The 24,794-nt window shown below is 44.3% G+C and carries 19 protein-coding genes and 2 tRNA genes; 5 read left to right on the top strand and 16 right to left on the bottom strand.

Annotated elements, in window-relative coordinates; genetic code table 11:
- Window positions 1-14 precede the first annotated feature (14 nt).
- Window positions 15-1,193, top strand: coding sequence for a 1-acyl-sn-glycerol-3-phosphate acyltransferase (locus tag HPS56_RS12870; protein WP_172277448.1), 1,179 nt, complete (start codon window positions 15-17; stop codon window positions 1,191-1,193).
- Complete coding sequence (locus tag HPS56_RS12865; protein WP_172277445.1) at window positions 1,178-1,873, top strand: NigD1/NigD2 family lipoprotein; 696 nt, start codon at window positions 1,178-1,180, stop codon at window positions 1,871-1,873. The genes HPS56_RS12870 and HPS56_RS12865 overlap by 16 nt, the downstream gene beginning before the upstream one ends.
- A 241-nt stretch (window positions 1,874-2,114) precedes the next feature.
- On the opposite strand, the gene HPS56_RS12860 is transcribed toward HPS56_RS12865, so the two are convergent.
- The 5 genes from HPS56_RS12860 to HPS56_RS12840 all read right to left on the bottom strand — a co-directional run bounded on the left by HPS56_RS12860 (window position 2,115) and on the right by HPS56_RS12840 (window position 6,833).
- Window positions 2,115-3,308: an acetate kinase gene (locus HPS56_RS12860; protein WP_172277442.1), complete on the bottom strand. Its 1,194-nt coding sequence runs from the start codon at window positions 3,306-3,308 to the stop codon at window positions 2,115-2,117.
- A gap of 29 nt (window positions 3,309-3,337) precedes the next feature.
- Window positions 3,338-4,348: a phosphate acetyltransferase gene (pta, locus tag HPS56_RS12855; protein ID WP_172277439.1), complete on the bottom strand. Its 1,011-nt coding sequence runs from the start codon at window positions 4,346-4,348 to the stop codon at window positions 3,338-3,340.
- A 198-nt stretch (window positions 4,349-4,546) separates the two neighbouring features.
- Entirely contained in the window at window positions 4,547-5,317 is a 771-nt protein-coding gene (gene cdaA, locus HPS56_RS12850) for a diadenylate cyclase CdaA (RefSeq protein ID WP_172277436.1), read from the bottom strand.
- An 11-nt stretch (window positions 5,318-5,328) separates the two neighbouring features.
- Entirely contained in the window at window positions 5,329-6,219 is an 891-nt protein-coding gene (gene folP / locus HPS56_RS12845) for a dihydropteroate synthase (RefSeq protein WP_172277433.1), read from the bottom strand.
- The gene (locus HPS56_RS12840) at window positions 6,216-6,833 is read right to left on the bottom strand and encodes a TlpA family protein disulfide reductase (protein WP_172277430.1); all 618 of its coding nucleotides are present in this window, start codon (window positions 6,831-6,833) and stop codon (window positions 6,216-6,218) included. Before HPS56_RS12840 ends, folP begins: the two co-directional genes overlap by 4 nt.
- Before the next feature lie 151 nt (window positions 6,834-6,984).
- Between HPS56_RS12840 and HPS56_RS12835 the strand changes: the two genes are divergently transcribed.
- Both HPS56_RS12835 and HPS56_RS12830 read left to right on the top strand, forming a co-directional pair.
- On the top strand, window positions 6,985-8,289 hold the full coding sequence (locus HPS56_RS12835; RefSeq protein ID WP_172277427.1) for a UDP-N-acetylmuramoyl-tripeptide--D-alanyl-D-alanine ligase: 1,305 nt from the start codon (window positions 6,985-6,987) through the stop codon (window positions 8,287-8,289).
- Between the two features lie 539 nt (window positions 8,290-8,828).
- Complete coding sequence (locus HPS56_RS12830; RefSeq protein ID WP_172277424.1) at window positions 8,829-11,846, top strand: endo-1,4-beta-xylanase; 3,018 nt, start codon at window positions 8,829-8,831, stop codon at window positions 11,844-11,846.
- A 157-nt stretch (window positions 11,847-12,003) separates the two neighbouring features.
- On the opposite strand, the gene HPS56_RS12825 is transcribed toward HPS56_RS12830, so the two are convergent.
- The 9 genes from HPS56_RS12825 to HPS56_RS12785 form a co-directional block, all read right to left on the bottom strand.
- Entirely contained in the window at window positions 12,004-13,290 is a 1,287-nt protein-coding gene (locus HPS56_RS12825) for a M18 family aminopeptidase (RefSeq protein ID WP_172277421.1), read from the bottom strand.
- A 203-nt stretch (window positions 13,291-13,493) separates the two neighbouring features.
- Entirely contained in the window at window positions 13,494-14,510 is a 1,017-nt protein-coding gene (locus tag HPS56_RS12820) for a hypothetical protein (RefSeq protein ID WP_172277418.1), read from the bottom strand.
- A gap of 32 nt (window positions 14,511-14,542) precedes the next feature.
- The gene (locus HPS56_RS12815; RefSeq protein ID WP_172277415.1) at window positions 14,543-16,084 is read right to left on the bottom strand and encodes an MBOAT family O-acyltransferase; all 1,542 of its coding nucleotides are present in this window, start codon (window positions 16,082-16,084) and stop codon (window positions 14,543-14,545) included.
- On the bottom strand, window positions 16,081-16,989 hold the full coding sequence (locus HPS56_RS12810; RefSeq protein WP_172277412.1) for an Rpn family recombination-promoting nuclease/putative transposase: 909 nt from the start codon (window positions 16,987-16,989) through the stop codon (window positions 16,081-16,083). The genes HPS56_RS12815 and HPS56_RS12810 overlap by 4 nt, the downstream gene beginning before the upstream one ends.
- A gap of 83 nt (window positions 16,990-17,072) precedes the next feature.
- A complete protein-coding gene (locus tag HPS56_RS12805; protein ID WP_172277410.1) occupies window positions 17,073-18,620 on the bottom strand; it encodes a YifB family Mg chelatase-like AAA ATPase in 1,548 nt (515 codons plus the stop codon).
- An 81-nt stretch (window positions 18,621-18,701) separates the two neighbouring features.
- Entirely contained in the window at window positions 18,702-19,706 is a 1,005-nt protein-coding gene (locus HPS56_RS12800) for a DUF4369 domain-containing protein (RefSeq protein WP_172277407.1), read from the bottom strand.
- A gap of 19 nt (window positions 19,707-19,725) precedes the next feature.
- Window positions 19,726-21,402 (bottom strand): tetratricopeptide repeat protein, encoded by a 1,677-nt coding sequence (locus tag HPS56_RS12795; RefSeq protein ID WP_172277404.1) that lies wholly within the window; start codon window positions 21,400-21,402, stop codon window positions 19,726-19,728.
- Window positions 21,403-21,678: 276 nt separating this feature from the next.
- Window positions 21,679-21,764 (bottom strand) — tRNA-Leu (locus HPS56_RS12790).
- A gap of 26 nt (window positions 21,765-21,790) precedes the next feature.
- Window positions 21,791-21,863 (bottom strand) — tRNA-Gly (locus HPS56_RS12785).
- An 899-nt stretch (window positions 21,864-22,762) separates the two neighbouring features.
- Between HPS56_RS12785 and HPS56_RS12780 the strand changes: the two genes are divergently transcribed.
- Window positions 22,763-23,218 (top strand): hypothetical protein, encoded by a 456-nt coding sequence (locus HPS56_RS12780; protein ID WP_172277401.1) that lies wholly within the window; start codon window positions 22,763-22,765, stop codon window positions 23,216-23,218.
- A 325-nt stretch (window positions 23,219-23,543) separates the two neighbouring features.
- On the opposite strand, the gene HPS56_RS13590 is transcribed toward HPS56_RS12780, so the two are convergent.
- Window positions 23,544-23,963, bottom strand: a complete 420-nt coding sequence (locus tag HPS56_RS13590) for a transposase (RefSeq protein ID WP_432766844.1) — start codon at window positions 23,961-23,963, stop codon at window positions 23,544-23,546.
- On the bottom strand, window positions 23,935-24,339 hold the full coding sequence (locus HPS56_RS13585; RefSeq protein ID WP_432766843.1) for a transposase: 405 nt from the start codon (window positions 24,337-24,339) through the stop codon (window positions 23,935-23,937). Before HPS56_RS13585 ends, HPS56_RS13590 begins: the two co-directional genes overlap by 29 nt.
- Window positions 24,340-24,794: the final 455 nt, after the last annotated feature.

Here is a 24,794-nt window from a genome sequence, read left to right as displayed (position 1 = left end):
ATTCAAACCAGACCATGAAAATACCATCCCAATACGATTCTATCCGGCCCTTTGAGCCGGAAGAACTGCCAGAAGTGTTTGAGCGGCTTATAGCCGATGAGCATTTTAAAGACGTGATTGGTTTTGTGTATCCTGACGTACCTTTTGACATTATTGCCTCAAAGATGCGCAAATGCAAGACCAATATTGAGTTTCAGAAAGCATTTTGCTACGGTTTCCTTAAGAATCTTCTTGCACAGGCAAGCAAAGGGTGTGATATAGATGTCACTGCTGTGAATGTGGAGAAACGTTATACATTTGTCAGCAATCATCGTGATATAGTGCTTGATTCGGCTTTGCTTGATATTCTTCTGATAGATGCCGGATTTACTACAACGTGTGAGATTGCCATAGGCGACAATCTGCTTGCCGCTCCGTGGATTGAGGACCTTGTCAGGATAAACAAGTCGTTTATAGTGAAACGCAGTGCCGGCATGCGTGAGATGCTTGCGGCAAGCAAGCTTATGTCTGAATATATGCACTTTGTGATTTCTGATAAGAATGACAATATATGGATCGCACAGCGTGAAGGACGTGCAAAGGACAGTAATGACCGTACACAGCAGTCTATACTCAAAATGATGGCTATGGGAGGCAACGGCAGTGTTGTGGATCGTCTAATGCAGTTGCATGTAGTCCCGCTTTCAATATCATACGAATTTGACCCCTGCGACAGTCTTAAGGCATGGGAGTTTCAGCTTAAGCGGGATGTTCCGGGATGGAAGAAGACCAAGCAGGATGACTTGCTGAGCATGCGCACCGGTATAATGGGATATAAGGGACGGATTCATTACCATTGTGCGCCTTGTATCGACGGATGGCTTCAGACGCTCGGCACCGATATTCCGAAGACGGATCTGTTTGGAATTGTAGCGGGGCATATTGACGATGAAATATTCCGCAACTATCGTTTGTTTCCCAATAATTACATTGCATCTGACCTTCTTGAAGGAAGTACCCGTTATGCCGGTGCAGGCAAATACTCGGAGGAAGAGAAGGCTGTGTTTGAGAATTATATCCTTGGTCAGATAGCGAAGCTTCCGACAGACAATCGCTTCGGTGTATCACGAGACGATGCTTATCTCCGGGAGTGTATGCTGGTCATGTACGCCAATCCGGCAAAGAATCATCTTGAGGCATGTTCAAGGGGGTAGTATGTCTGCTATGTGCCATATTCTTAAGTGTTCTTTCGTCATGTCATAACGACAGCTATGACAGCGGTGACGGGACATACTCGTTTCTTTGTGCGGATTTTGTCATGGCACATGCAAATGGCCTGGGGGGTATCGATTATGCCATCACCGATGATGGCGATTCCTTGGTGCTGTCGCGGTTTGTACAGGCAGATTGGATTACTACGGCCGACTCCTCATACCGTGTCGCAATGTATTACAATAAAACAGGAGTGACATGTGGCGGTACCGGCCGCAAGGCTTTTGTTGTAGAACCGGTAAGCATGTCGGCCATACCTGTGTTGGAGCCGGTGGAATTGCATTCCGGAATGGAAATGAAAACCGACCCGGTGACTGTTGAGAGTGTCTGGATAAGCAACTGTTGCAGTTATATGAACATTGGTCTGTATCTGAAGGTCGGGCGTCTCGATGATGTTTCCGTAAAGCATTCTGTCGGTATGGTTCATGAATATGATAATCATAATGCTGACGGAACGGTCACTTCATGTTTTGTGCTTTATCACGACCAGGGTGATGTTCCTGAGTATTATTCCTCAAAGGTCTATCTTAGCGTTCCGATAGAAAAGACAAGTGCCGACTCTGTTCGTCTGAGAGTAAGTGCCTATGATGGTGAGAAAGTATTTTGCCGCGCCCTTGATTAGGAGTGCGGCAAAATACTTTCAAGTAATTTTCGTTTTTTGTATTGTTTCATGTTAACAGGTATATGTACATATCTATGTAATATCTTATATCCGGCAACTTAATCCCTACGGATTTTCTTATAAGCCGGTAAACGTTGTCAACATGCTGTTATGTTTGCATAAACAGAAAAATGAAAGCAGCATGGAACGGGCGTTATAATCCACGTTCCATGCTGTTTGTTATAAAAAGATGTCTGTTTCTTTAAAGCAGGTTCATTGTGTCTGTGGCAATCATCAGTTCCTCGTCTGTAGGTATGACGACAACTGTCACCTTGGAATCTTCGGTTGAGATAATGGCTTCTTCACCGTGTATGGCTTCATTTTTCTCCTTGTCAATCTTGATTCCCATCCATTCCATATCCTTGCATACTTCTGCCCGCATTGAGGCCTGGTTCTCACCGACTCCGGCTGTCATTACGATGATGTCCGCACCACCCATGGCAGCAGCGTATGCACCGATATATTTCTTTATGCGATAGTTGTACATATTAAGTGCAAGCACGGCTTTCTTGTCTCCGGCTTCTGCTGCGGCATCTATCTCACGCATGTCAGAGGAAATTCCTGTTATACCGAACACACCGCTCTTCTTGTTAAGGAGGTTGGAAATTCCGTCGGCATCGAGATTCAACTTTTTCTGTATGAATGACACGGCACCTCCGTCTATATCTCCGCTTCTTGTTCCCATCATGACACCTTCCAGTGGTGTGAGGCCCATTGATGTGTCCATACATTTGCCGTATTTTACAGCCGCCACGCTGCCTCCGTTTCCTATGTGGCATGTTATGACTTTCTTCTCTTCCGGATTCACACCGAGAAAATCGCATACTCGCTTTGATACGTATCTGTGGCTTGTTCCGTGGAACCCGTAACGGCGAATTCCATATTTCTCATAAAGCTCGTATGGAATGGCATACATATAGGCATAGTCGGGCATGGTTTGATGGAATGCCGTGTCGAAAACACCTACCTGTGGAAGACCCGGCATGAGTTCCGTAACGGCGTTTACGCCTTTCAGATTTGCCGGATTATGGAGTGGTGCCAGGTCGTTACATTCCTCGAATACCTTAAGGACCTCGTCCGTCAACACTACACTCTTATTGAACTTCTCGCCTCCGTGCACCATGCGGTGACCTACAGCGTCAATTTCTTTGAGATTTTTTATTACTCCGATTTCAGGGTCTGTAAGCAGGCTGAAAATAAACTTCACGCCTTCTGTATGCTCCGGAATATCGTGCATTATCTGTTTCTTCTTGCCGTTGGCAAGCTTTACCTTTACGAATGCTCCGTCGAGACCTACGCGCTCGGCTCCTCCTGATGTCATGACAGTCTTGCTGTCCATATCGTATAGGGCATATTTGATAGAAGAGGAGCCGCAGTTTAAAACAAGTATTTTCATTTTATAAGTTATTATTAAAGTTATAAGGGTTATTTCTTTGCATCCATGGCTTGGCAGGCTGTGATGGCAACCATCTTATAAATGTCTTCAACAGAACATCCGCGGCTTAGATCATTGACCGGCCGTGCTATACCCTGAAGGATAGGGCCGAGAGCCTCCGCGTTTCCAAGACGCTGTACAAGTTTATATCCGATATTTCCTACTTCAAGATTGGGGAATACGAGCACATTGGCGTGCCCGGCTATTTCGCTGCCCGGTGCCTTCTTTTCTCCTACAGCAGGAACAAGGGCTGCGTCAGCCTGGAGTTCTCCGTCGACTTTCAGTTCAGGTGCAAGTTCTTTTGCCAGTCTTGTCGCTTCCACAACTTTATCCACCACCTCATGACTTGCGCTTCCTTTTGTAGAGAAGCTGAGCATGGCTACGCGCGGGTCTTCAAATCCTGCCACACTGCGGGCTGTCTGTGCCGTGCATACGGCAATCTGTGCCAGTTGTGCCGCATCGGGCATCGGTGTCACGGCGACGTCGCCGACAACCAGTATGCCGTTTTCTCCATATTGTGGCTGTTTGGTGATCAGCAGCATGGCACCGCTGACACAACTTATGCCCGGAGCGCATTTTATAATTTGCAAGGCCGGACGCAAGGTGTCGCCTGTAGTGCTCAGTGCACCGCTTATCTGTCCGTCGGCACCTTCTGTCTTGATAATCATACAGCCGAGGTAGAGAGGGTTCTTTACCAGCTCGCGTGCCTTTTCTATTGTCATTCCTTTCTTCTTGCGCAGCTCGGCAAGAAGTTCGGCATATTCCTCCGATTTAGGATTGTTTTCAGGGTCTATCAATGTGGCCTTTCCGATGTGTTCAAGTCCATATTCCTTGCACATGGCTTCAACTTTTGCCGGATTGCCGATAAGGATTAGGTCTGCAATTCCGTCGCGCAGCACCATATCGGCTGCCTTAAGTGTACGTTCCTCTTCTGCTTCGGGAAGTACGATGCGCTGCTTGTTGTTTTTAGCGCGCTCAATGATTTGTTGTACTAAATCCATAGTTCGTTTGTTGTATTATATTTATTTAATTGATTATGTCTTTCCTTTCAGGCCCTGTCGGGGTCTGGGATATGTAGTCATGTAAAATGGGATTGTGTCATTTTGCAAAGTATACACTGCAAAAGTATATAAAAAAAATTAAAAACTGCAGATGTGGTGCGTTAAAGAATTTTAAGTCTTGTCTTGTCTGATAAAACGTCATACCGCCATTTCTGATGTCAGGATGCTTTCAAGTTTTTCCGCCGAGAGTCTGAGCTGGAACTTTCCTTTTATCGCTACGGTGATGCCACCGGTTTCTTCAGACACTACGATTGCTATTGCATCGCATTCTTGTGAGATTCCCATGGCTGCACGATGTCGCAGACCGAGTTCCTTAGGTATGTCGAAGCTATGCGATACCGGAAGAATACATCCTGCGGCCTTTATGCGTTTCTTGCTTATTATCATTGCCCCGTCGTGCAGTGGTGAGTTCTTAAAGAAAATGTTCTCGATAAGTCTCTGGTTTATGTTGGCGTCAATGTCGTCGCCTGTTTCAGCTATGTCATCAAGCGGTGTACTGCGTTCTATCACAATAAGGGCTCCGACTTTCCGCTTGCTCATATTGAGACATGCCATGACAACCGGAATGATATTCTCCTTGTCGACTTTGTTCTTCTTGTCCTGTGAGAAGAATTTCATGACCAACGGTATTCTTTGATGTGCCCCGATATTGTAGAGGAATTTGCGTATGTCATCCTGAAAGAGCACGATGAGGGCAATTACTCCCACACTTACAAGCTTGTCCATGATCGAACCGAGCAGGCGCATTTCCAATATTTGTGAAAGGAAAAGCCATAATACCACGAACATCATTATGCCGATGAATACGTTCAGCGAGCGTGATTCCTTCATAAGGTGATAGATATAGTACAGCATCAGGGCTACAAGGACGATGTCTATCACATCTTTTATTCCAAAGTCGAAAAACATGTTATGAATATTTATATTTGTTTGTATGGACAACCGTCAGACGCTCCTGCTGTCTGTCTGACTATCTTTGTGCATTCCACGGCTTCCCTTACATCGTGTACACGAAGTATTGACGCACCTTTCATAAGTGATATGGTATTGATTACCGATGTGCCGTTAAGAGATTCATCGGGAGTATGATTCAATAGTTTGAAAATCATGCTTTTTCTTGATGCTCCAACAAGCAATGGAAGGCCGAGGGCCTTCAGCCTGTCGAGTCTGTCGAGAAGCAAGTAGTTTTGTTCGAGGGTTTTTCCAAATCCGAATCCAGGGTCGAGGATAATGTCCTTCACCCCGAGTTCCCTCAGTTGTCGCACTTCTTCAGAGAAGGCTGTGAGCATATCTTCCACTGTTGGTTTCACAGACATCAGTATGTAGGGTACTTTAAGGAGCGCAGCCATGCGGAACATTTCCGGATATCCGTTCCTGCGGGTCGTACCGTTTTCTGTTAAAGGTCTGTTTGCCCGTCCGGTAATGCCTCCTTCCGACACGTCGTTTATAATGTCTGCTCCAAATTCCTCTACGGCCATTCTCGCAACGTCAGGTCTGTATGTGTCGACGCTTATTGTCGCGTCCGGCTGTTCCATACGTACGATTTTCAAGCCTTTTCGCATACGTTCCATTTCTTCTTCTTTGCTTACTTCTGTAGCTCCGGGGCGTGTGGAGAATCCTCCTACATCAATTATGCTTCCTCCTTCAAGGATGATATTGTTGGCACGTTCGGCTATTTCCTTTTCGCATTGCTTCCGGCTTCCTGCATAGAAAGAGTCGGGAGTGATGTTGAGTATACCCATGACATGCGGTTCGGAAAGACTGATGAGTCTCCCTCTGATGTTGATTGTATAGTCCGGAAGTCCTTTCATTTCCTGCAGCAATGAGATTCTGGTGTTTTACTGTTGTCCGCACAGTTGCCGTGTCTATTGCCGTCACAACGGTCCGCCATGTTCCGGCAATTGTTGCAGGAGGTTATTTCTTCGAGTTTTTTCTTCAGTTTTTCTGTCATGACAGTTGCGAGCATCACCTTGCCTTCCTTATCAAGCAGATATATCGATGGAATCCATTTGATATTGTAGTCAGCAGATATCTTTGTTTCTTTCCATGGCTTGTATTCGCAATGCTGTATCCATTGTATTCCGTTGTCCTTAATATATTTATTTAATACAGCGGAATCCTTGTCGAACGATATCCCTATAAATTCAATGCCTTTTGATGCGTATTCATCATACATTGCCTTCATTACCGGTATTTCCTTACGGCAATCCGGACACCATGTTGCCCAGAAGTCAAGCACGACATATTTTCCCCGCAACTCCTTCAACGGTTTGCTTGCGGTGTTGTCTATACCGGAAATGATAAATTCGGGAGCAGGAGTGCCGGGCTTTATAAGTTCTGTCGCATATCTGGCATCATTGTCTTGTGCCTTGACACTGATTGCGATGAGCAGGAGCAGTGTCATAAATATCGGAAACTTCTTCATCGTGTCTTTATTATTATATAAAGGTTTATAATGGTTTTCATGCAAAAGTAGTGAATATCAGCCTTATCAGCAAATTTATTTGGCCAAAACTTCTATTTTTTGTACTTTTGCCAGTCGATATATGACCCGTATAAAAATATAAAGTGATATTATGGATATTTCCGAACTGTATGAGATATATACCCGTTATCCTCATATAACCACCGATACACGCGACTGTCCGGCCGCTTCGATATTTATTGCGTTGAAGGGAGAGAAGTTTGACGGCAACATGTTTGCTGCCTCTGCTCTTGACAAGGGGTGTGCTTATGCTGTTGTTGACGAGCCTGAATATGTCGTTGAAGGCGATGGCCGGTATATATTGGTTGACGACTGCCTGAAAACTTTTCAGATGCTTGCCCGTGAGCATCGTCGCAAATTTAAGATACCGGTGATAGGCATTACCGGCACCAATGGCAAAACCACGACAAAGGAACTTTTGTCGGCTGTTCTTGCGATGAAATATAAAGTGCTTTGCACCCAAGGCAATTTCAATAATGACGTTGGGGTGCCGAAAACCCTTTTCCGTCTTGACGATACTCATGAAATAGCTATTGTTGAGATGGGGGCAAGTCATCCGGGAGACATCAAGACGCTTGTGGAGATAGCCGAACCTCAATATGGTATTATAACAAATGTGGGTAAGGCGCATCTTCAGGGATTCGGATCATTCGATGGAGTGGTCCGCACAAAAGGCGAATTATATGATTTTCTGCGTGCACGTGAAGGCTCGGTTGTTTTCATACATAATGAAAACCGTTATCTAAAGGATATGTCACACGGGCTTACTCTCGTCGGCTACGGCACAGATGATGACGGAGGCGTTCGTGTTTGCGGCCGGGTGAAAGATTGTGCGCCGTATCTCAGGTTTGAATGGAAAGATACCGCTAAAGGCGAGTGGTATCTTGTGCGTACAAACCTTATAGGAAGCTATAACATATACAATATGTTGGCGGCCGCATGTATTGGTCTGGTATTCGGTGTGGCTCCTGAGCGGATAAATGAGGTATTGGAAAGGTATGCGCCGAATAATAACCGTTCTCAACTTGAGAATACTGCATATAATCATCTGATAGTGGATGCGTATAATGCAAATCCTACAAGCATGGCAGCGGCACTTGAAAATTTCCGCGATATGGCTGTCGCCCCTAAGATGGCTATACTTGGAGATATGCGTGAGCTTGGCGAGGCGAGCGATGCGGAGCATCAGAAAGTGGTGGATTTTATTGAGCGTAACGGTATTGCGGACACATGGCTCGTCGGCAATGAGTTCGGGAAAACATTGACATCCATGCGTAAGTTCTGCAACGTGGATGAAGTGGTAGAGGAAATAAAGCGGAAACGTCCCGAAGGATATTACATTCTTATAAAAGGAAGCAACGGAATGAAACTGTCACGGCTGACAGAATTTTTATAGACAGGCGGAAAACGGTCAATCCACGATTTGTCCGAGCTGCTTTTACAAAGATTCTTTTTTGATTTCTCATGTCTGTCCCGACACGATGACGATTGCATCGTGCGGGACAGACAAAGGGCGTATTGCTGTTTTACGAAGACATCACCTCTTGGTCAAGACCGTAATTGCTGTAGATGGAGAACAGTAAATGTTAAAAGTGTATTTAGGCTGAATACACTGTGTATATAGGCTGAATACAGAGTGTATGTAGCCTACATACACTCTGTATTTGGGCTACATACACTTTAAGCATTTACTGTCCGTCTGATAAGGGCTCTGTAATCTGACGCTTTCCCATGCCAGATTGTCCTTGATTCGGAGTATGTCAGGAAAACATTTATACCAAGTTTTTTTGCTGAATCTCCATACGGAAATATTTCACACAGTTGATATGGAAATATAATGACATGAGGTAAATCCGCCTGGTTTTACTTTTGTTTTTAATGGAATAAGTATTAACTTTGCATTCGTTACAGTAAATATAATATAATCATTGGTTTATGAAAGTAAAAATATGTAGTTTGTTCGTATCCGTAATGGCTGCGCTTGGAAATGCCGGTGCTGTGCCGTTGACGGTATGCGATTTTGAGAATTATGCCATAGGGACCAAGTGGACACTATGGCGGGCTGGCGGAGCTTCAACAGCTACGGTTGAGGCGGACCCGTGTAATCCCGGAAATAAGGTCCTTCATGTGGTGTTGAAAGACTGGGGATGTCATCCGGAGTTTGTCTTGCCGACGGAATTGCGTGGCAAGGCTCTTACGGAGCGTTATCCGAAAGTGATTTACGACCTGTACCGCAGTGCCGGTGATAATGATGACTGGAAACAGTTTGCCGTGTTTATCGGTGATCAGGAGGTTTACCGCGACGAGGGATATCCATATCAAGGTCCGAAGGAAGAATGGCAGACCAAGATGTATGATATTTCGCAGGCTTCAGATGACAATGTCTCCAATGTAATACGTCTTGGCATACATCATAACAACTCAGACTTTTATATAGACAACATCCGTATGGCCGGAGAGTATGACGATTATGTTACGGCTGAGGACGGCGGCACGCTTGACTATTGTGTGAACAATACGTCAAGTTCGTATAAAAACATATCCGACAATATATATATTCCCGGTGGGCAGACACTCAATGTGCGCACGTCGCGTTATTCAGAGTGGACAGGAAAAGTGGCCGGTGACGGAACTCTTAACATTTATTCCGGTGGCGAACGTTCATATATAGGAACGGTATCAAGCAAGGGCACGACATATCCGGAATGGAATGGAATGAGCGGTGAGATACATGTGTATCCTTATAAGGATATGGTGGGAAGCTGTGGTTTTTACGGTCTGCTGATGAGTAGCGGTACATTCCAGCCCGACAATATTGAAGCCTCACGATATAACGGCATTTTTGCCGGTAAGAAAGTTGTGCTGCATAACGGTGCGACCATTGCCGTGGAGTCCGGTACGCGCGGATTGCGTTTCGGTGAACTTCATACGGAGCCGGGCAGTGTGCTTGACGGGTACTACAAGAAGAGCACGGCAAATTCCTATTATGTCGTGGGAGCAAGTAATACAGATGCCGTACTGGCAGGAAAAATCCACGCGTCATCTTCAGGAAATAAAGTGGGATTGATAAAGGAAGGTAAGGGAACATACACAATCACGGGTAACACAAATGAAATAGGTGCGGGCATAAGGCTGCTTGATGGAACGCTGCTCGTCGACAACAATGCCTTGGAGGCTAAGACAGGAAAGAAGACCGGTGCCGTGGGCAGCAGTGGAACGGTGTTTGTGTTTAAAGGTGCGACATTGGGCGGCAATGGCAGTGTAGGTGCTACGACAGAGGTGTACGGTGCATTGCGTCCCGGAACATCGGTTCCTGGAACATTGCGCTTTGCCGATTATACTGTGGCGAAGTCTGATGTGAGCGTCACCCTTCATCCCAAAGCAAACATTGTATGTCGTGTAAGAAATGCCGAAGAGCACGACTTGCTTGAAATCGGTGGAACGGTGGCTTACAGCAACAAGACACAGGATTTTGATGAGTCAGACAAAATGCCCAGGCTTACGATAGAGCTTACAGAAGATGCAAGTCCTGCTGTGAATGATGAGATTACTCTTTTCACGGCAACAAGGAAGACAGGCGAGTGGGGGTTCACCATCCGTTATCCGAAGGCTTGCACATGGGTTGTGGAACAGCGCGACGGTGATGACGGCTCGTTTTCTGTCGTGGCCAAGGTGACATCTCTTGATTACAGCGGACAGGGTGATGTGGCGGATGATGATGACGACACAGGCGGCAACGGCGGCTATCCGGACGACGACTGGACGGCCGATCTTACAGATGACACTCCGCTGCGTGTTTATGCCCAAAAGTTAGGTAAGGAAATTGGTGTGGCTGTGGCAAGCTATCGTTATGACTGCAGCCGTAATGACGGTGAGACAGGACTTGTCGGCAATGAGTTCAATATCGTGGTGGGAGAGAATGAGATGAAATTTGACGCCACGGAACCAAATCAGGGAGAATTCAATTATGGCGGTTCTGATGCCGTAATGTGGGTTGCCGACCGTTTCTCACAAGAGGTGCGCGGGCATACTCTTGCATGGCATCAGCAGGTGCCTAAGTGGGTAAGCGAGGACGGAAAGAAGAACAATCATGGCTTCACTAAAAAGGAACTTCTCAATATCCTTAAAAACCATATATTCAATGTTGTAGGAAAGTATAAGGGAAAGATTCGCGAGTGGGATGTATGCAACGAGGTTCTCGATGATGACCAGAGCATTGTACGTACAGATCCTGATGCATATAAGCTGCGTCCCTCTATTTGGGCCACATATATTGGTGAGGAATTCATAGATTCGGCTTTCGTATGGGCCCACCGTGCAGACCCGCAGGCAAAACTTTATATAAACGATTATGGTGTGGAATTTGCGGGCGACACAAAGACAGAGGCATACTTTAATCTCATAAAGAGGCTTAAGGCTTCGAAATTGCCTGTTGACGGCTGTGGGCTGCAATGTCACCTTACAACAGGACAGCTGGATACTCTCAAACTTGAGAAGAACATCCGGCGGTACGCAGGAATCGGTCTTAAGTGTATAATCACCGAGCTTGATATATCTCTTGCCAATCCATATTCAGCCGATGCCCTTGACATTCAGGCAAAGGAGTATGGAGCAATAACGAGGGTGTTCCTGAGAAACGAGAACTGTCCGTCTATGCTTGTATGGGGTATCTCAGACAATCATTCATGGCGTCAGAACCAGCCTTTGCTCTTCGACAGCAACCTGAAGGCAAAACCGGCGTATTATAATGTGCATGCGCAGCTGAGGCTGGCAGCGGAGAAAGGAGGCTCCGGCATCGTACCGGTCGGTTCCGACATAAAGGATAAGGAATTGTCGCATATTATAATGATGAATGTCAACGGGCAGAGAATGACCTCCCCTAAAGGGTTGGTAATAGAAAAACGGATGTTCTCTGACGGCACCAGTAAGGTGGAAAAGAAACTTTACAGGTAGTTTGGTTTTTTAACCCAAAGACCTGATTTGGGGAGTATACCGAAAGGCCTCTGAAAGTTGTTGAAAACGCTTTCAGAGGCCTTTCGGTTTTGTATTTTATACAAAGTTCTTTCAGGAAAGTCTTTGTATTGCTGTGCGGTTTTGTGTCTGTCCGTATTTATTCTGAAAAGAATCTTGTAAATGCCTTTACGCAGTATTCATGGTCAGCCACGCTTCCTGTTTCACGGCAGCTGTGCATGGCGAGGATGGCGTTGCCCATGTCAACGCCCGTTACGGGTATGGATGCGGCAAGGATATTCCCGAGAGTGCTTCCGCCCGCAACATCACTGTGGTTGACAAATTTCTGGCATGGTACGCTTGCATTGTGGCAGATCTCTGCAAAGACAGCGGCCGATATGGCGTCGCTTGCGTATTTTTGGGCTGCGTTGAACTTTATGACCGGACCGCCTCCCAATACGGGATGATTCGTAGGATCGTATTTCTCGCTGTAGTTCGGATGCCAGGCATGGGCATTGTCTGCCGACACCATGAATGATTTTTCTACAGCCTGCCAGAACGATTCTTCGTTGCCGCCTTGTGACAGGGCGATGCGTCTTAGTATGGATGCAAGGAACGGACTGCCTGCGCCTTGTTTTGTCTGTGAACCTGTCTCCTCGTTGTCGAAGATGGCTATGACTTTTGTGAAATCCGTTGTTGAGGTTGCGGTCATAGCCTCAAGTCCGGCGAAGCACATTGACAGATCATCGAGACGCCCGGAGGATATGAATTCGTCGTGTGCGCCGAAAACGCATGCCGGAGAGGTGTCTGCGAGATAGAGGTCGAAATCAAGGATGTTTTCTTTTTCTACCTCCAGTTCTTTACAGATTATGTTCATCAGCATGTTCCCGCGTTCCAGTTCATTTTCAATGATTCCTAATATAGGCAGCATGTCTTTTTGCCGGCTGAGCTTTACACCGTCGTTTACCTGTCGGTTGAAATGTATGGCGAGGTTGCTTATCTGCAGCAGTGGTTTTCTGATGTGTATAAGTCTTGTACGCGGTTCCATCTCGTTGTCGCCTCTGAGGATGACTCTTCCGGCAAGTGTAAGAGGACGGTCAAACCATGTTGACATGATTGGTCCTCCGTAAACTTCTGTGTTCAATTTTACAATGCCTCCCTCGCACAACATCTCTGCATTCGGTTTTATTCTGAATGTGGGAGAGTCGCTGTGGGCGCATATCATTCGGAATCCTGTTTCTGCAAGCGGTTTGTTTCCTATATGAAAGGCGTATACCGATGAATCATTCTTTGTGACAAAGAATTTGTTGCCGGCTTTCATCTCACCCAATGGTCCGCATGGCATTACGCGGTGATAGCCTGCCTGTTCAAGTTCTGCGGCAATATTCTTCACCGCAAGAAAGCTGACGGGTGAAGCATCAAGGAAATTCAATAAGCGTGTTGTCATATAAATGTTATTATAATGGTTATTGTTGTTTTATGAAAAAAGGTAGTAATACCTTGCATGTGGATGGCCGTGGCATGCCATACTGTCTGCAAAAGTACATAAAAAGCATGAGTTTTTACACCGGCATAATGAAGAAATCATTTTTTTCTTTAGAGGAAATTTAAGGATAATGTTTGAGGAACTTGTCTTCTTTCTATTAAATTTTAGTCATTGAGGAACAGTCGGTTCATATTTTCAATATCTGTGCCGGCGTATATCTTTTGCATTATTTGTCCGGCGAGAGATGCCCGATAGTGAGTGTTGTCGTAGAAGTTGGTATGGTCGGTCATGGCTGCGTGGAAGTCCCGTCCGAGGTTGTGGTAGTTGTGACCGAAGATATTCCGCATTATCCTGTCATCGCATTCGTTAAGGACTTCGCGTCTGAGGTTGGGACTTATTACCACTTTGTAGTTGCATCCGTTTCTGTTGAGAATAACGGCAATTGTCCGCATGTCTTCTTCGATATCCTTGTTTATGAGGTTCTCTTTACTGCTGTTATATGGTTTTGGTTCGCAGCCGATGGGGTGGCGGGCGTAGAATATCTCCGGACAGTGTGATATGCTGTCATCCCAAGAGTATACATGTTCTTCGTTTGTAATTCTGTCCCATGTAATGGGCTGTGGCTCGAAGATATTTGTATCGCAGTAGCTTCTTTTCTCTTTGCTGTAGAGCCATGGCAGGTATGACACCAGGTATTTGACGTTGAGGAAATGACTTATCATTTTGTAATGGAAAAAAGTTTTGTACCACCATTCTTTCCTGATCTGTGGCGGGTCAATGAATACCATGTCTGTTTTGTCCGGTTGGAGTCGGAATATGAACGGGTCAAGCACGATTAATATGTTTCTGAGGCTGTATGCGTTTCTTTCGAGGTATTCTACAGTCCTGCGTAGGGTTCTTATCGGTTGGTTTGATGTGTCGAAATGAAAAGGGCGTGCTCCTGGTTCCAGGAATTTTTTCCAGTTGTCCGCTTCGTAATAGCAGGATATGGACGAACCGAGGATAAAGGAGTCGTAGTGATGTGCCGGATTTTCCGCCTCGAATGTTGAGGCGGTCACGACGCCTTTGTTCACGCTCAGTCCGTCGGCAAAATAATCATCGTATGTCCTCAGTACCTTGAACGGGTCGCAAATAAAATATAATGCCACGGGGACTGTCAGTGGTATTGTGGCAATGACCATGGTTTTTAATATGAAACGATATTTCCTGTTCATCAGAATTGAAAATAAATGAAGGCAGAGTCGGTGGATGGTGCGAGGATAATGCTCATATAGATGAATATGTATAGGGTGTATCGCATGATTTTATTGCGTGGCAGTGGATAGAGGTGCCATGTGTCTGCCCTTGTAGCCCATTCGCACGCGAACATTCCTGTTGCGTATAACAGGTAGTAATATGTGATGACTTTGTCTGTTAGGATAATAAATGCGGCTACGACGGTGGCTGCGGCAATATATACTCCTGCTTTTCTCACTGTTTTCTGTTTCATACAGGCAATTGTGACAATGCAGAAGAATGTGGTTGCTGCTGTCAGTGGTATGACCGATTTGCAGAGCAGTGCCATACATTCGCTGATGGAGGTGCTTCGGAATATCGCCCATCCTGTTATGACTACACTCATTGAGCATATCGTACCGAAGATATTGCATTTTTTTATCTCTGTATCGTCTTTATATGCAGACACTTTCAGCATAATTGCCGTTATGTATGCAATTGCCCAATATGCACCCCAAAGTATGAAACACCATGATGCACCATGCCATAGACCGGAGATAAGAAATACGGTGATGACATTCATATAGTGTTTATGTCTGGATACCCGTGAGCCGCCGAGTGGAATATAGACATATTGCTGAAACCATTCCATCAGCGAGACGTGCCAGCGATGCCAGAATTCCAGTACGGATCTTGAGAAATAAGGTCTCTTGAAATTCTCCATGAGTTTTATGCCAAGCATTCTTGATGCTCCCAGTGCAATGTCGCAGTATCCGGAGAAATCGCAGTAAATCTGTATGGAGAACAGAAGAACGGCAAAGAACATTTTTATTTCTCCATGTGCAACGTCAAGTCCTTGTTGCCAGATGATGTCTGTGTGTACGCCACATTGGTCGGCAATGACCACTTTCTTCATCATTCCCCATATTATCCGCTGAAGTCCTTCCACACTGTCCTCATATTTCCACGTTCTTACGCGTTCGAGCTGCGGAAGTATGTTTTTTGCCCGTTCTATTGGACCGGCAACTAATTGTGGGAAATATGCGATGAATGTTGCGAACTGTATAGGGTTCTTGCCTGCATCGTCTTTTATATCTCCACGATATACGTCTATGGTGTATCCAATGGCTTGGAATGTGTAAAATGAAATTCCCACCGGAAGTATAATGTCAATAAGAATCCAGTCAACTTTCCATCCTGTGAGGCTCAGTAGCCGTGAGAGATTTTCTCCAAAGAAATTGAAGTATTTGAATAAGGCAAGTATCCCGATATTTATTACTATGTTTATTCCTGCGACCAATCTTGACTTGTTTCGCATAAGGAGTTTTCCGGAAATGAATGTGGTTGCCGTAGTGAATAAGATAAGTCCGAGGAACTTCCAGTCCCACATTCCGTAGAAAACATAACTTGCTGCAAGCAACAGGGTATTCTGCCGTGTGGCTGTTTTCATTATAGGCAGAAAATATACAGTAAATGCTATAACGAAAAAGAAAACAAACTCGATACTGTTGAAGGTCATGGACAGGAAAGCTTTTGTCAAAGTCTTGCTATTTCATCTGTTGATAGCCCGGTGACATCTGCTATGATGTCATTGCCTATGCCATGCTTTTTAAGCCTCCTTGCGTGTTCTATCTTTGTTTCTGTACGGCCTTTTTCAATGCCTTCCGCTCTTCCCTCGGCTCTTCCTTCCGCTAATCCCTCAGCCCGTCCTTCGAGTTTTGCTGTATCTATAACATCATTCTGCACCATGATTGCATCAATGTGTCTGTCGTAAGCCAGTTTTTCCTTACGTGTCATGGTAAGATATTGCAATTTTTTCCGTGCTTCGTTGAGACCAGGCGCTGTTGTATCATCCTTTATGTTTCCGTTTTTCAAGTAGTCGAGCCATTCTTCCAAGGGTGTTGTGGCCACCTTGTTGAACTCATTGACCCTTATGATGTAATATTCCGGGAATATTTCTTTGGGAGCTTTCATTTTTATAATGTTGTTCTCTTTGGTATTTATAACAAGGGTGTCGTGGGTATGTACTCCTTGGAATGTTGTTTGTCCGTGATACAAATAGTCTGTTCCGCGTCCGAGATCGAAATAAAGGATGTTTATAGAATATACTTTTTTTACTTTGTCATATTTTTCGCCCAAAGATATATGTTCGGTGATGGCCTTTGCCACTCCGTATAGTATTCTTTCGAGGTAATAAAGTTCGCGTGTGAGCTGTATTTCGACAATTATTATCTCGTCTTTACTGTTGCGTGCCTTTATATCCACACGGTTAAATTTATCGTCTGCTGTTTCCTGATTACTTTCGCTTTCAAGAATTTCTATGATGTGTATCTCTTCATTCAGCAATACTGTTACGAGACCTTCGAGTACACCGAAGTTAGCTTTGTCGCGAAGCATTCGTTTTGCTGCCCAGTCAAAGCGGATATATTGATTATTGTTGTTCATGAGTGTAAGTTATTATATTTTTTGAATGTATTGCAAAAATAATACATAAATCGGTAAATGGCAAGGAAATGCTGTCTTGTTTTTCAAATCCCCCTTTCAGCCCAGTCTCCGCGGTCCAGATTCCTGTATCCTATGGCCTCTGCGATATGGTGTGACTGAACATTTTCGGAATTGTCGAGGTCTGCGATGGTTCTTGCCACTTTTAGTATTCGGTTATATGCTCGTGCAGACAGTTTCAGACGTTCCATGGCTGTACGTAGCAGTTCGAGGGAGTTGTCGTCGGGTTCCGCATATTGGTGAATCATCCGTTCAGTCATCTGTGCGTTGCAATGTATGCCTTTGTAGTCCTTGAAGCGTTGTTCCTGTATATGACGTGCTGCAATCACACGTTCGCGTATGGCTTCGCTCGGTTCCCCTGGTTCTGCTTTTGAGATGTCATTAAACGGTATGGCTGCAATTTCAACCTGTATGTCGATGCGGTCGATAAGTGGGCCGCTTATTTTGTTCATATACCGTTGTATTTGTCCTGGAGTGCATACGCAATGATGGGTCGGATCACCGTAATACCCGCATGGACATGGATTCATTGAGGCCACAAACATGAATGAACAAGGGAATTCAACAGAATATTTGGCACGTGATATCGTTATGCGGCGGTCTTCCAAAGGTTGGCGCATAACCTCAAGTACGGTACGGTTGAACTCAGGCAATTCATCACAAAACAAAACCCCGTTGTGTGACAGTGAGATTTCTCCCGGCTGCGGATTGTTTCCTCCGCCTACAAGTGCTACTTGTGATATGGTATGGTGGGGAGAACGGAAAGGCCGTTGTGTGATAAGTGATGTGTCGCGGCTCAGCTTGCCTGCCACACTATGTATCTGTGTCGTTTCAAGGCTCTCGGCAAGAGAGAGTGGAGGAAGTATGGACGGCAACCGTTTTGCCATCATGGATTTACCGCTGCCGGGCGGCCCTATCATTATAATGTTATGACCTCCGGCTGCAGCCACTTCAAGTGCACGTTTTACGTTTTGCTGTCCGCGTACATCAGCAAAATCAAAGTCGTAATGTTTTTGTTGTTCATAAAACACTTTGCGTGTATCGAAGATTTCAGGTTGATACTCTTTTGTGCCATTGAAAAACTTTATAACATCGGAAAGACTGTCCATACCGTATACATCCAGATTGTTTACGACAGCTGCTTCCCTTACATTCTGACGTGGCACAATCAATCCCTTAAAATTCTCTGAGCGTGCTTTTATGGCTATGGGCAGTGCGCCTTTAACAGGCAATAGCCGTCCGTCAAGGCCCAGTTCACCGACGAGCATATATCTGTCAAGTCCATTACTGTTTACTTTCCCGTCTGCGGCAAGAATACCTATGCTGAGCGGAAGGTCATATCCGGCTCCTTCTTTTCTTATGTCGGCAGGTGCCATGTTGATGGTTATGTCAGCTACAGGAAATCTGTAGCCGTTGTTCATCATGGCGGCCACAATACGGTCACGACTTTCCTTGACTGCCGTGTCGGCAAGTCCGCTGAGATGAAAAAGCACACCGCGGGTGAGGCATACTTCTATTGTTACCGTTGTTACTTCAAGTCCGGTTACTGCTGCGGAAAACGTTTTTATGAGCATGTCGTGGAGTAGTAATAAATATTAAGTATTTAGGTATGGATATTTAAGGAAAGATATTGATATGTTATATGTGGGTCGGCATTAGTCTCCCATCATGGATTTTATCTTGTCTTCAATCATGTTGTCACTAAGATCGCGTGCTGTTATTTTTCCGTTCTTATCGGCAATAATAACTGCAGGAACTGTGGTTATTGAAAGTTTCCTTATTATAGGGCTGTCCCACATTTGCCCGTCGCATGCTGTCGGCCACTGTATTGAATCTCTTTCAATACGTGTTTTACAGTCTTCTTGTCGTGGATCGAGACAGATGCCGGCTATCTGAAGGTCTTGCCCATACTGTTTCTTCATTCGGAACAACTTGCGCTGTATGTTTTGTGAACTGAAACTCCATGTTGCCCATGCAAAAATAACATTCACTTTGCCTCTAAGCATATTCCTGTTCATGTCTTTCCCGTTTATGTCTTTCGTGTTGAATTGCGGGATATTGTTGCCGGTAGATGTTGTTGCAAGTTGTTTCAAAGTCTTGTTCAGATTCTGTAGTTTTATATTCTTGGGGTCTGCTTTCAGCATTGTGGCTGTCAGAGACGATGCTTCTTTATAGTCGGGTTGTGCAATTTGAATGAAGTGCTTCCTGACAAGATATGGACAGATTTCGGATTTCGGGTTTTTCTTTATGAAATCCGATGCGGCTTTGATAACTTCCGGAGGTGTAAGACGATTGGCATCCATCCTGAATTTTGTCATTTCCTTATTGGCATCAGTGCCCTCAATTTCCATTTCTTTTAGATGGGATGCGTCGCCTTTTATCTTTGCAGTTTTTCCAGGTTCACCGAAAACAGGCTGTTCTGAGAAGTTTGGGAACACAAGAACGTATGTTGTCTTGTTGTTTATGGGTGTCTCATAAGCAAATCTTCCGTCTGCAACTTTTATAGTGTCTATTCCTGACATTTCTCCGTCCGGACAGTAAATATAGAACTCACCCTGATTGAAGTTCCTGAAGCGTCCTTCAATGCGGAAATGTCCGTTGTCGGTGCCACATGATACTAAAATCAGGGTGAGCAGTATGTATCCTATGAATTTCTTCATGCGGTTACGTTTGCTTTTTTTATTTTCTTATTCCTGCAAGCTCAAGGTCGTTAGCAGCATAATTTGCTAATGACGGATCCATGCTGAGAGCTTTCTTCAATGCAGAACTTGCTGCAGACTGATTGTTCTGGCGTGCATAGAGGATGGCCTTTAGGTATTCGGTCATGCCGTCTGCATTCTTGACATTGTGAAGTGTCTTTTCTGCAGCAGCATAGTTCTTGTTCATAATCTGTGCAAGGGCTGCACTGTTACTGTTTACTTTGTTGAAGTCCTGCTCGGCCAATGCATATTTGCCCTGTGCCAGATGGAGGTTGCCAAGAGCCTCGTTCAGGCCATAGGCGTTAGCTGCATTTGCGATATACTGTTCGGCTGTTTTTGTGTCACCGCTCTGTAGTGCAATGAGTCCGAGGTTTGCGTTTGCTTCAGGACAAGTCTTGTTTACGCTCTGTGCTTTCTTTATATAGTTCTGTGCCTCTCTGTTATTGCCTTTTGCGTATTCCAGTGCAGCGATGTTGTTGTAAGCACGGTAGTCGTTGGGATAAACCTCTGTTGTCTTTTTGTAGATGGCCTCTTTCTCTGCTGCATTATCTGTGAGAGTCGCTGCATAAAGCAGTTCTTCAACAGTAAGTTTTGTTGCATCTTCTTTAATCTGTGTCATGATTTGTTCGTCATCACGGCCAATTACCTCATAGTTGATTGTTAGGCGTGCGCGACGAAGTTCAGGAAGTATGCCGTCTGCAAGTTCGCGGAAACCGGCGCTGAGATTCTTTATCTGTTGTTCACGCTCTTCCGGATCCTTGTACATAGAAAGAACACGTAGTATGACGTCTTTGTCTTGAATGTTTGATGCGCTTACAAGTTCTTGGAATCCTTCCCAGTCTTGGGCTGTATATTTTGCATCAATCGGGGCGTCTGTCTTTGTATTCTTCATTTGCTGTTTGACGTATGCCTCGGTGTTCTTCTGACGTGTGTTGGCGAGTTTGTCGTTAAGTTTCACACCACCGTCCGGAGAGGCGTATGCGGAAACTTCAACATTGTTTATGTTCAGACCTTCCTTATCCTCGTTAATTCTGTTGAGGAGGGCGATAAATTCCTGTACAGAGTTGTTTTTAAGCTCGCTCTTTCGCAGATTTGCTTGCTGTATGAGGAATTTGATGTTTGCGTCTTGCTTCTGTTCTGTGATTCTTTGGAATGCGTCCTGGGCAACGCAGGCCTGTGCTCCTTTTACTGTGTTTTTATAAAGTTCACTTGTTGAGATAACACCGTTTGCAACTTTTACTGCGGGTACTTCTACTTCTTTTTTGCCGATCCTTGCATTAAACGTAATATACATCTCGCTCTTCTGCATCTCAGGAACATATTGGAAGTTTGTTTTCATTGTATAGTTGCCGCCCACCTTGTAAGAGATAGTCTGGTCGTTGCCTTCAACTTTTTCTCCTTGGAATGTCGCACTGTTGCCACGGCTTACCTTTCCGTTTGCATAGCGAAGTTCCGGAGTAACTGTTACCACGGCCTTTTTCTTCATGTATTTTTCTGGGAACATTCCGTTAATAGTTGCCGGAACTTGGCCTGCCTGTGATTCCAAAGGATTAGGAACAACCTTAAAGTTGTCAGCAGACAGTTCTCCTAATTTTGAACAAGATGTCAGCATTAGTAATGATGTTGCTGACAGCAATAAAAGATTTTTTTTCTGCATTGTTTTATTTATTATATTTATGGTCTTTTCTTTATTTGGTAGCATGATATGCAACTCATCCATTATACTTATGATGATAAAACTCCTACAAATTTAATCATGTTATTTTAGTAAGTATGTAAAAAGGTCTTTTTTTTATATTTTATTAAATTATAGGCATAATATCGGCTGTATTTATGTTCCTTCATGTCTGTGTTAATAATATAGAATATATTTTACCGGGGTAATGTCGGCAAACCTGAAAAAAGGATGGATGATTTGAATGTAATAAAATAGTGCCGCGAGCGGGACTCGAACCCGCACAGCCATTTCTGGCCAAGGGATTTTAAGTCCCTCGTGTCTACCAATTCCACCATTGCGGCATCTTGAATATATAAAATAATAAAAGAGCGGAAAACGAGACTCGAACTCGCGACCCCAACCTTGGCAAGGTTGTGCTCTACCAACTGAGCTATTTCCGCAAATAGCGGTTGCAAAGTTATAATTAATTATTGAAATCACCAAATCTTTTTATATAAAATGCTTGTGTAAACATGTATTTGGTTATTGTATGTTTGTCATGCCCTTATAATCGCTTTTTATGTTATATATATAAATGTACACGCGTACATATTCAGGAAATATAGGTCGTTCAAACGGTGAACGGAATTCTCTCGTTGTGGACTAACTATCCCCTAAACGTGGATTGCCGGTCCTTGATTAATGCTTTACCAACTCTTGATTAGTGTAATATCCAGCCTCACATCCCTGAGGTAGGGATGTTCCATGGAACAACCGCCGGGCTTTACGCTATCATGTCGCGGCATTGGATTATACCTCTGCAGGAAAAATTCCATCTGATTTTTGAAAAGAAACACCTGAACCATTATCGGTTGAGAATTGTCAGTAACGCATTTTTTTACTAAAAGGAGCTGTTTTTAAAATATTTATTCGTATATTTGCACTTGCTTCATTTTACACCAAAACTGCAATCACATGAGAGCAGAAATTTGACAAAAGAAGGAGCACTACATATTTGAAAGTGTTTGCTGAACGCTTTGTTTTTGTCTTCTTTGAACCTGAGAAATTCAAAAAAGTACAAGTCAAGAACATTGCAGAGGTAGATACAACGGGTGGTTTGTATATATCCCTCCGTATGTGTGTGGAGAGGACTTCGTGTCCTCACGCACACTTTGGGAGTGTGCTTATACTTGACGACGTGGGTATCATTTCTGTCTGTTTACATTGTACAGGTTTTCTCAGGGCCTAAAGAAGAAAACGGCAGAAAACAAGATACCCACGCTTTTTATATGTAGGAATTGAATCCATAAAAACAACATTCCTGACTTTGGGTGTCGGCCAGGTGCAACTTTTTCAAAAGATGAAAAAAATATCTTTTCTCTCGGCTATCTGCGCAGGCCTGCTCACTATGAGTTTCTCAAGTTGTGCAATGTATCAGAAAGAGGCCGCCATCATGAGCTTTGGCAGCAACAACATCAACACCTATGTGGAGGCTGACCTCGACTATGTTAATGCAAAAAAAGTTGAAGGTTCTGTAAACACTTCCACTTTGTTCGGATTTATCCAGCTGAAACGCAACGGAAATAAAACACTGAAAAGTGTAAACCGTTACAAGGGGTTGTCAAAATCGGAGTCACAGGCTCTGTATCGTGCCAAGGAAAACGCAGATGTTGACGTAATCCTTGAACCTGAATTTGAAACAGAAAAGCACAGCTGGTTCTTTGGCGCTTTCCGCGAATCATCAACGAAAGTAAAGGGATGGGGTGTAAACATTAAAGGCATAAAGAAAGACGAACACGGTATTCCCAACCGTTAATGCCATCTATTCCGTTTCGTTTCTGTACAGACGGAAGGCATTTCCGATTTTAAGTATTCTTTAAAATCCGCAACCATTTAATATGTGATTGCGGATTTTCTGTAGTTTTTACAGCTGTCCGCTAAAGCATAAATAACTTTGTTTAACGGACTGTGTCTCGTCCTGTATGTTGGTTTGTGCCATCGGTGCAGCATATTATCCAAAATTTTGGGCGATGATTTATGTTCGTGACAACCCTCGTTATGATAAGAAATCGGAATGGGTCTTTCACAGTTCATGTTTCTACCTGTCTCTGTCACGATTCCCATCTTTTTTCCACCTATTATTATAATATATACGCGAGTTCGGGATAATATTCCCCCAAAAGCATTAATTGTACTGATTTTCCCACATGTGCATGCAATGCCTCCGGCTTGTTTTCGAAAAACGAGTAAGCCGTGAGTACTGCACAGATGTTCATAATAAAATTGTGTACCGACCGGTGTCTCGAATGCACGATGTCTGCCTTGTTCTTGAGCGGGTCGTTGATGCACTTGATGACGCACCTCTTACGGAGCATGATTTTGTCCCACATGGACATGAGCCTGTTCTTCATGTTGGCTCCCAATCCGTGTACAAGATGTATTCCCCCTGTCAAAGAGGTTTCCGAAAAGAGCCTGCTTGATGTATCCCCTGTCGGCGAAGACTTTTCCGTATAGTTCCCTGGCAAACACAGTTCACACCCTTTTGTTCCTGTTGTCAACATTTGCTCCTGTAAGACAAAGCGTTATTATTTTTTCACTGTCATTGCAAATCAGATGCAGTTTGAATCCGTGACACCATCCCATCGTTTCCTTGTCGTCCGTGGCCACATCTTTGGAAACCCTGTTGGCATAGCGTCGCAGGTTGTGGCACACGGGTATCATCGTGGAATCCACGAAACTGATACCGCAGCACTTGCCGAAGGCATGGAGCTTCATGAATAGCATCATGTAAAAGAACACACGGGGCATGAGCTCCACAAAACGGTTGTACGAAACGGCATCAGGAAAACGGCCGGAAAGATGCTGTTCCACATAAAAGATGTAGTAATGCTTGAAGTTGGCGAACGTGCAGAAGTGATAACAGACAAGTATGGTCATTATCTCGTATGGCTCAACTGTCCATTTCGGTTGCGGTGACGGTGATCCTTGTCCGTCAAAAGGAGGTTTTTCTCACACTCGGATGCAAAATTCTTGCAAAACTCATCCATAATACAGAAAATTTCCGTAACTTTGTCTTCGCTAATCATCGCTTATATTGTTTGTAAGTTATTGGATATCACGTATAAAGTTACAAATATTTGCGAGATTACAGACTTTTATAACGAATTTCTTATCCAGAACTCACGTATTATTTCTTTGCTTTCTTATGCCGATAAACATTGGTTTGATGAAAATGTCCGTTATGCGAATGACAGTATATGGCATTTATGAGTGTCATCATGATAAGCAAAATGAAGACTGTTCGTTTTGTAATACTTGAATGTTTTTCTTATAACCTACATTTTCCCTTTTGTTTTGTAATAAAAAATCCTATTATATCCTTAGCTTCCTTT

It is taken from the genome of Xylanibacter muris, assembly GCF_013166605.1.
Classification (GTDB): Bacteria; Bacteroidota; Bacteroidia; order Bacteroidales; family Bacteroidaceae; genus Prevotella; species Prevotella muris.
Note: the sequence above shows the minus strand (reverse complement) of the source record. Positions and strands in the feature narration are given on the sequence as shown.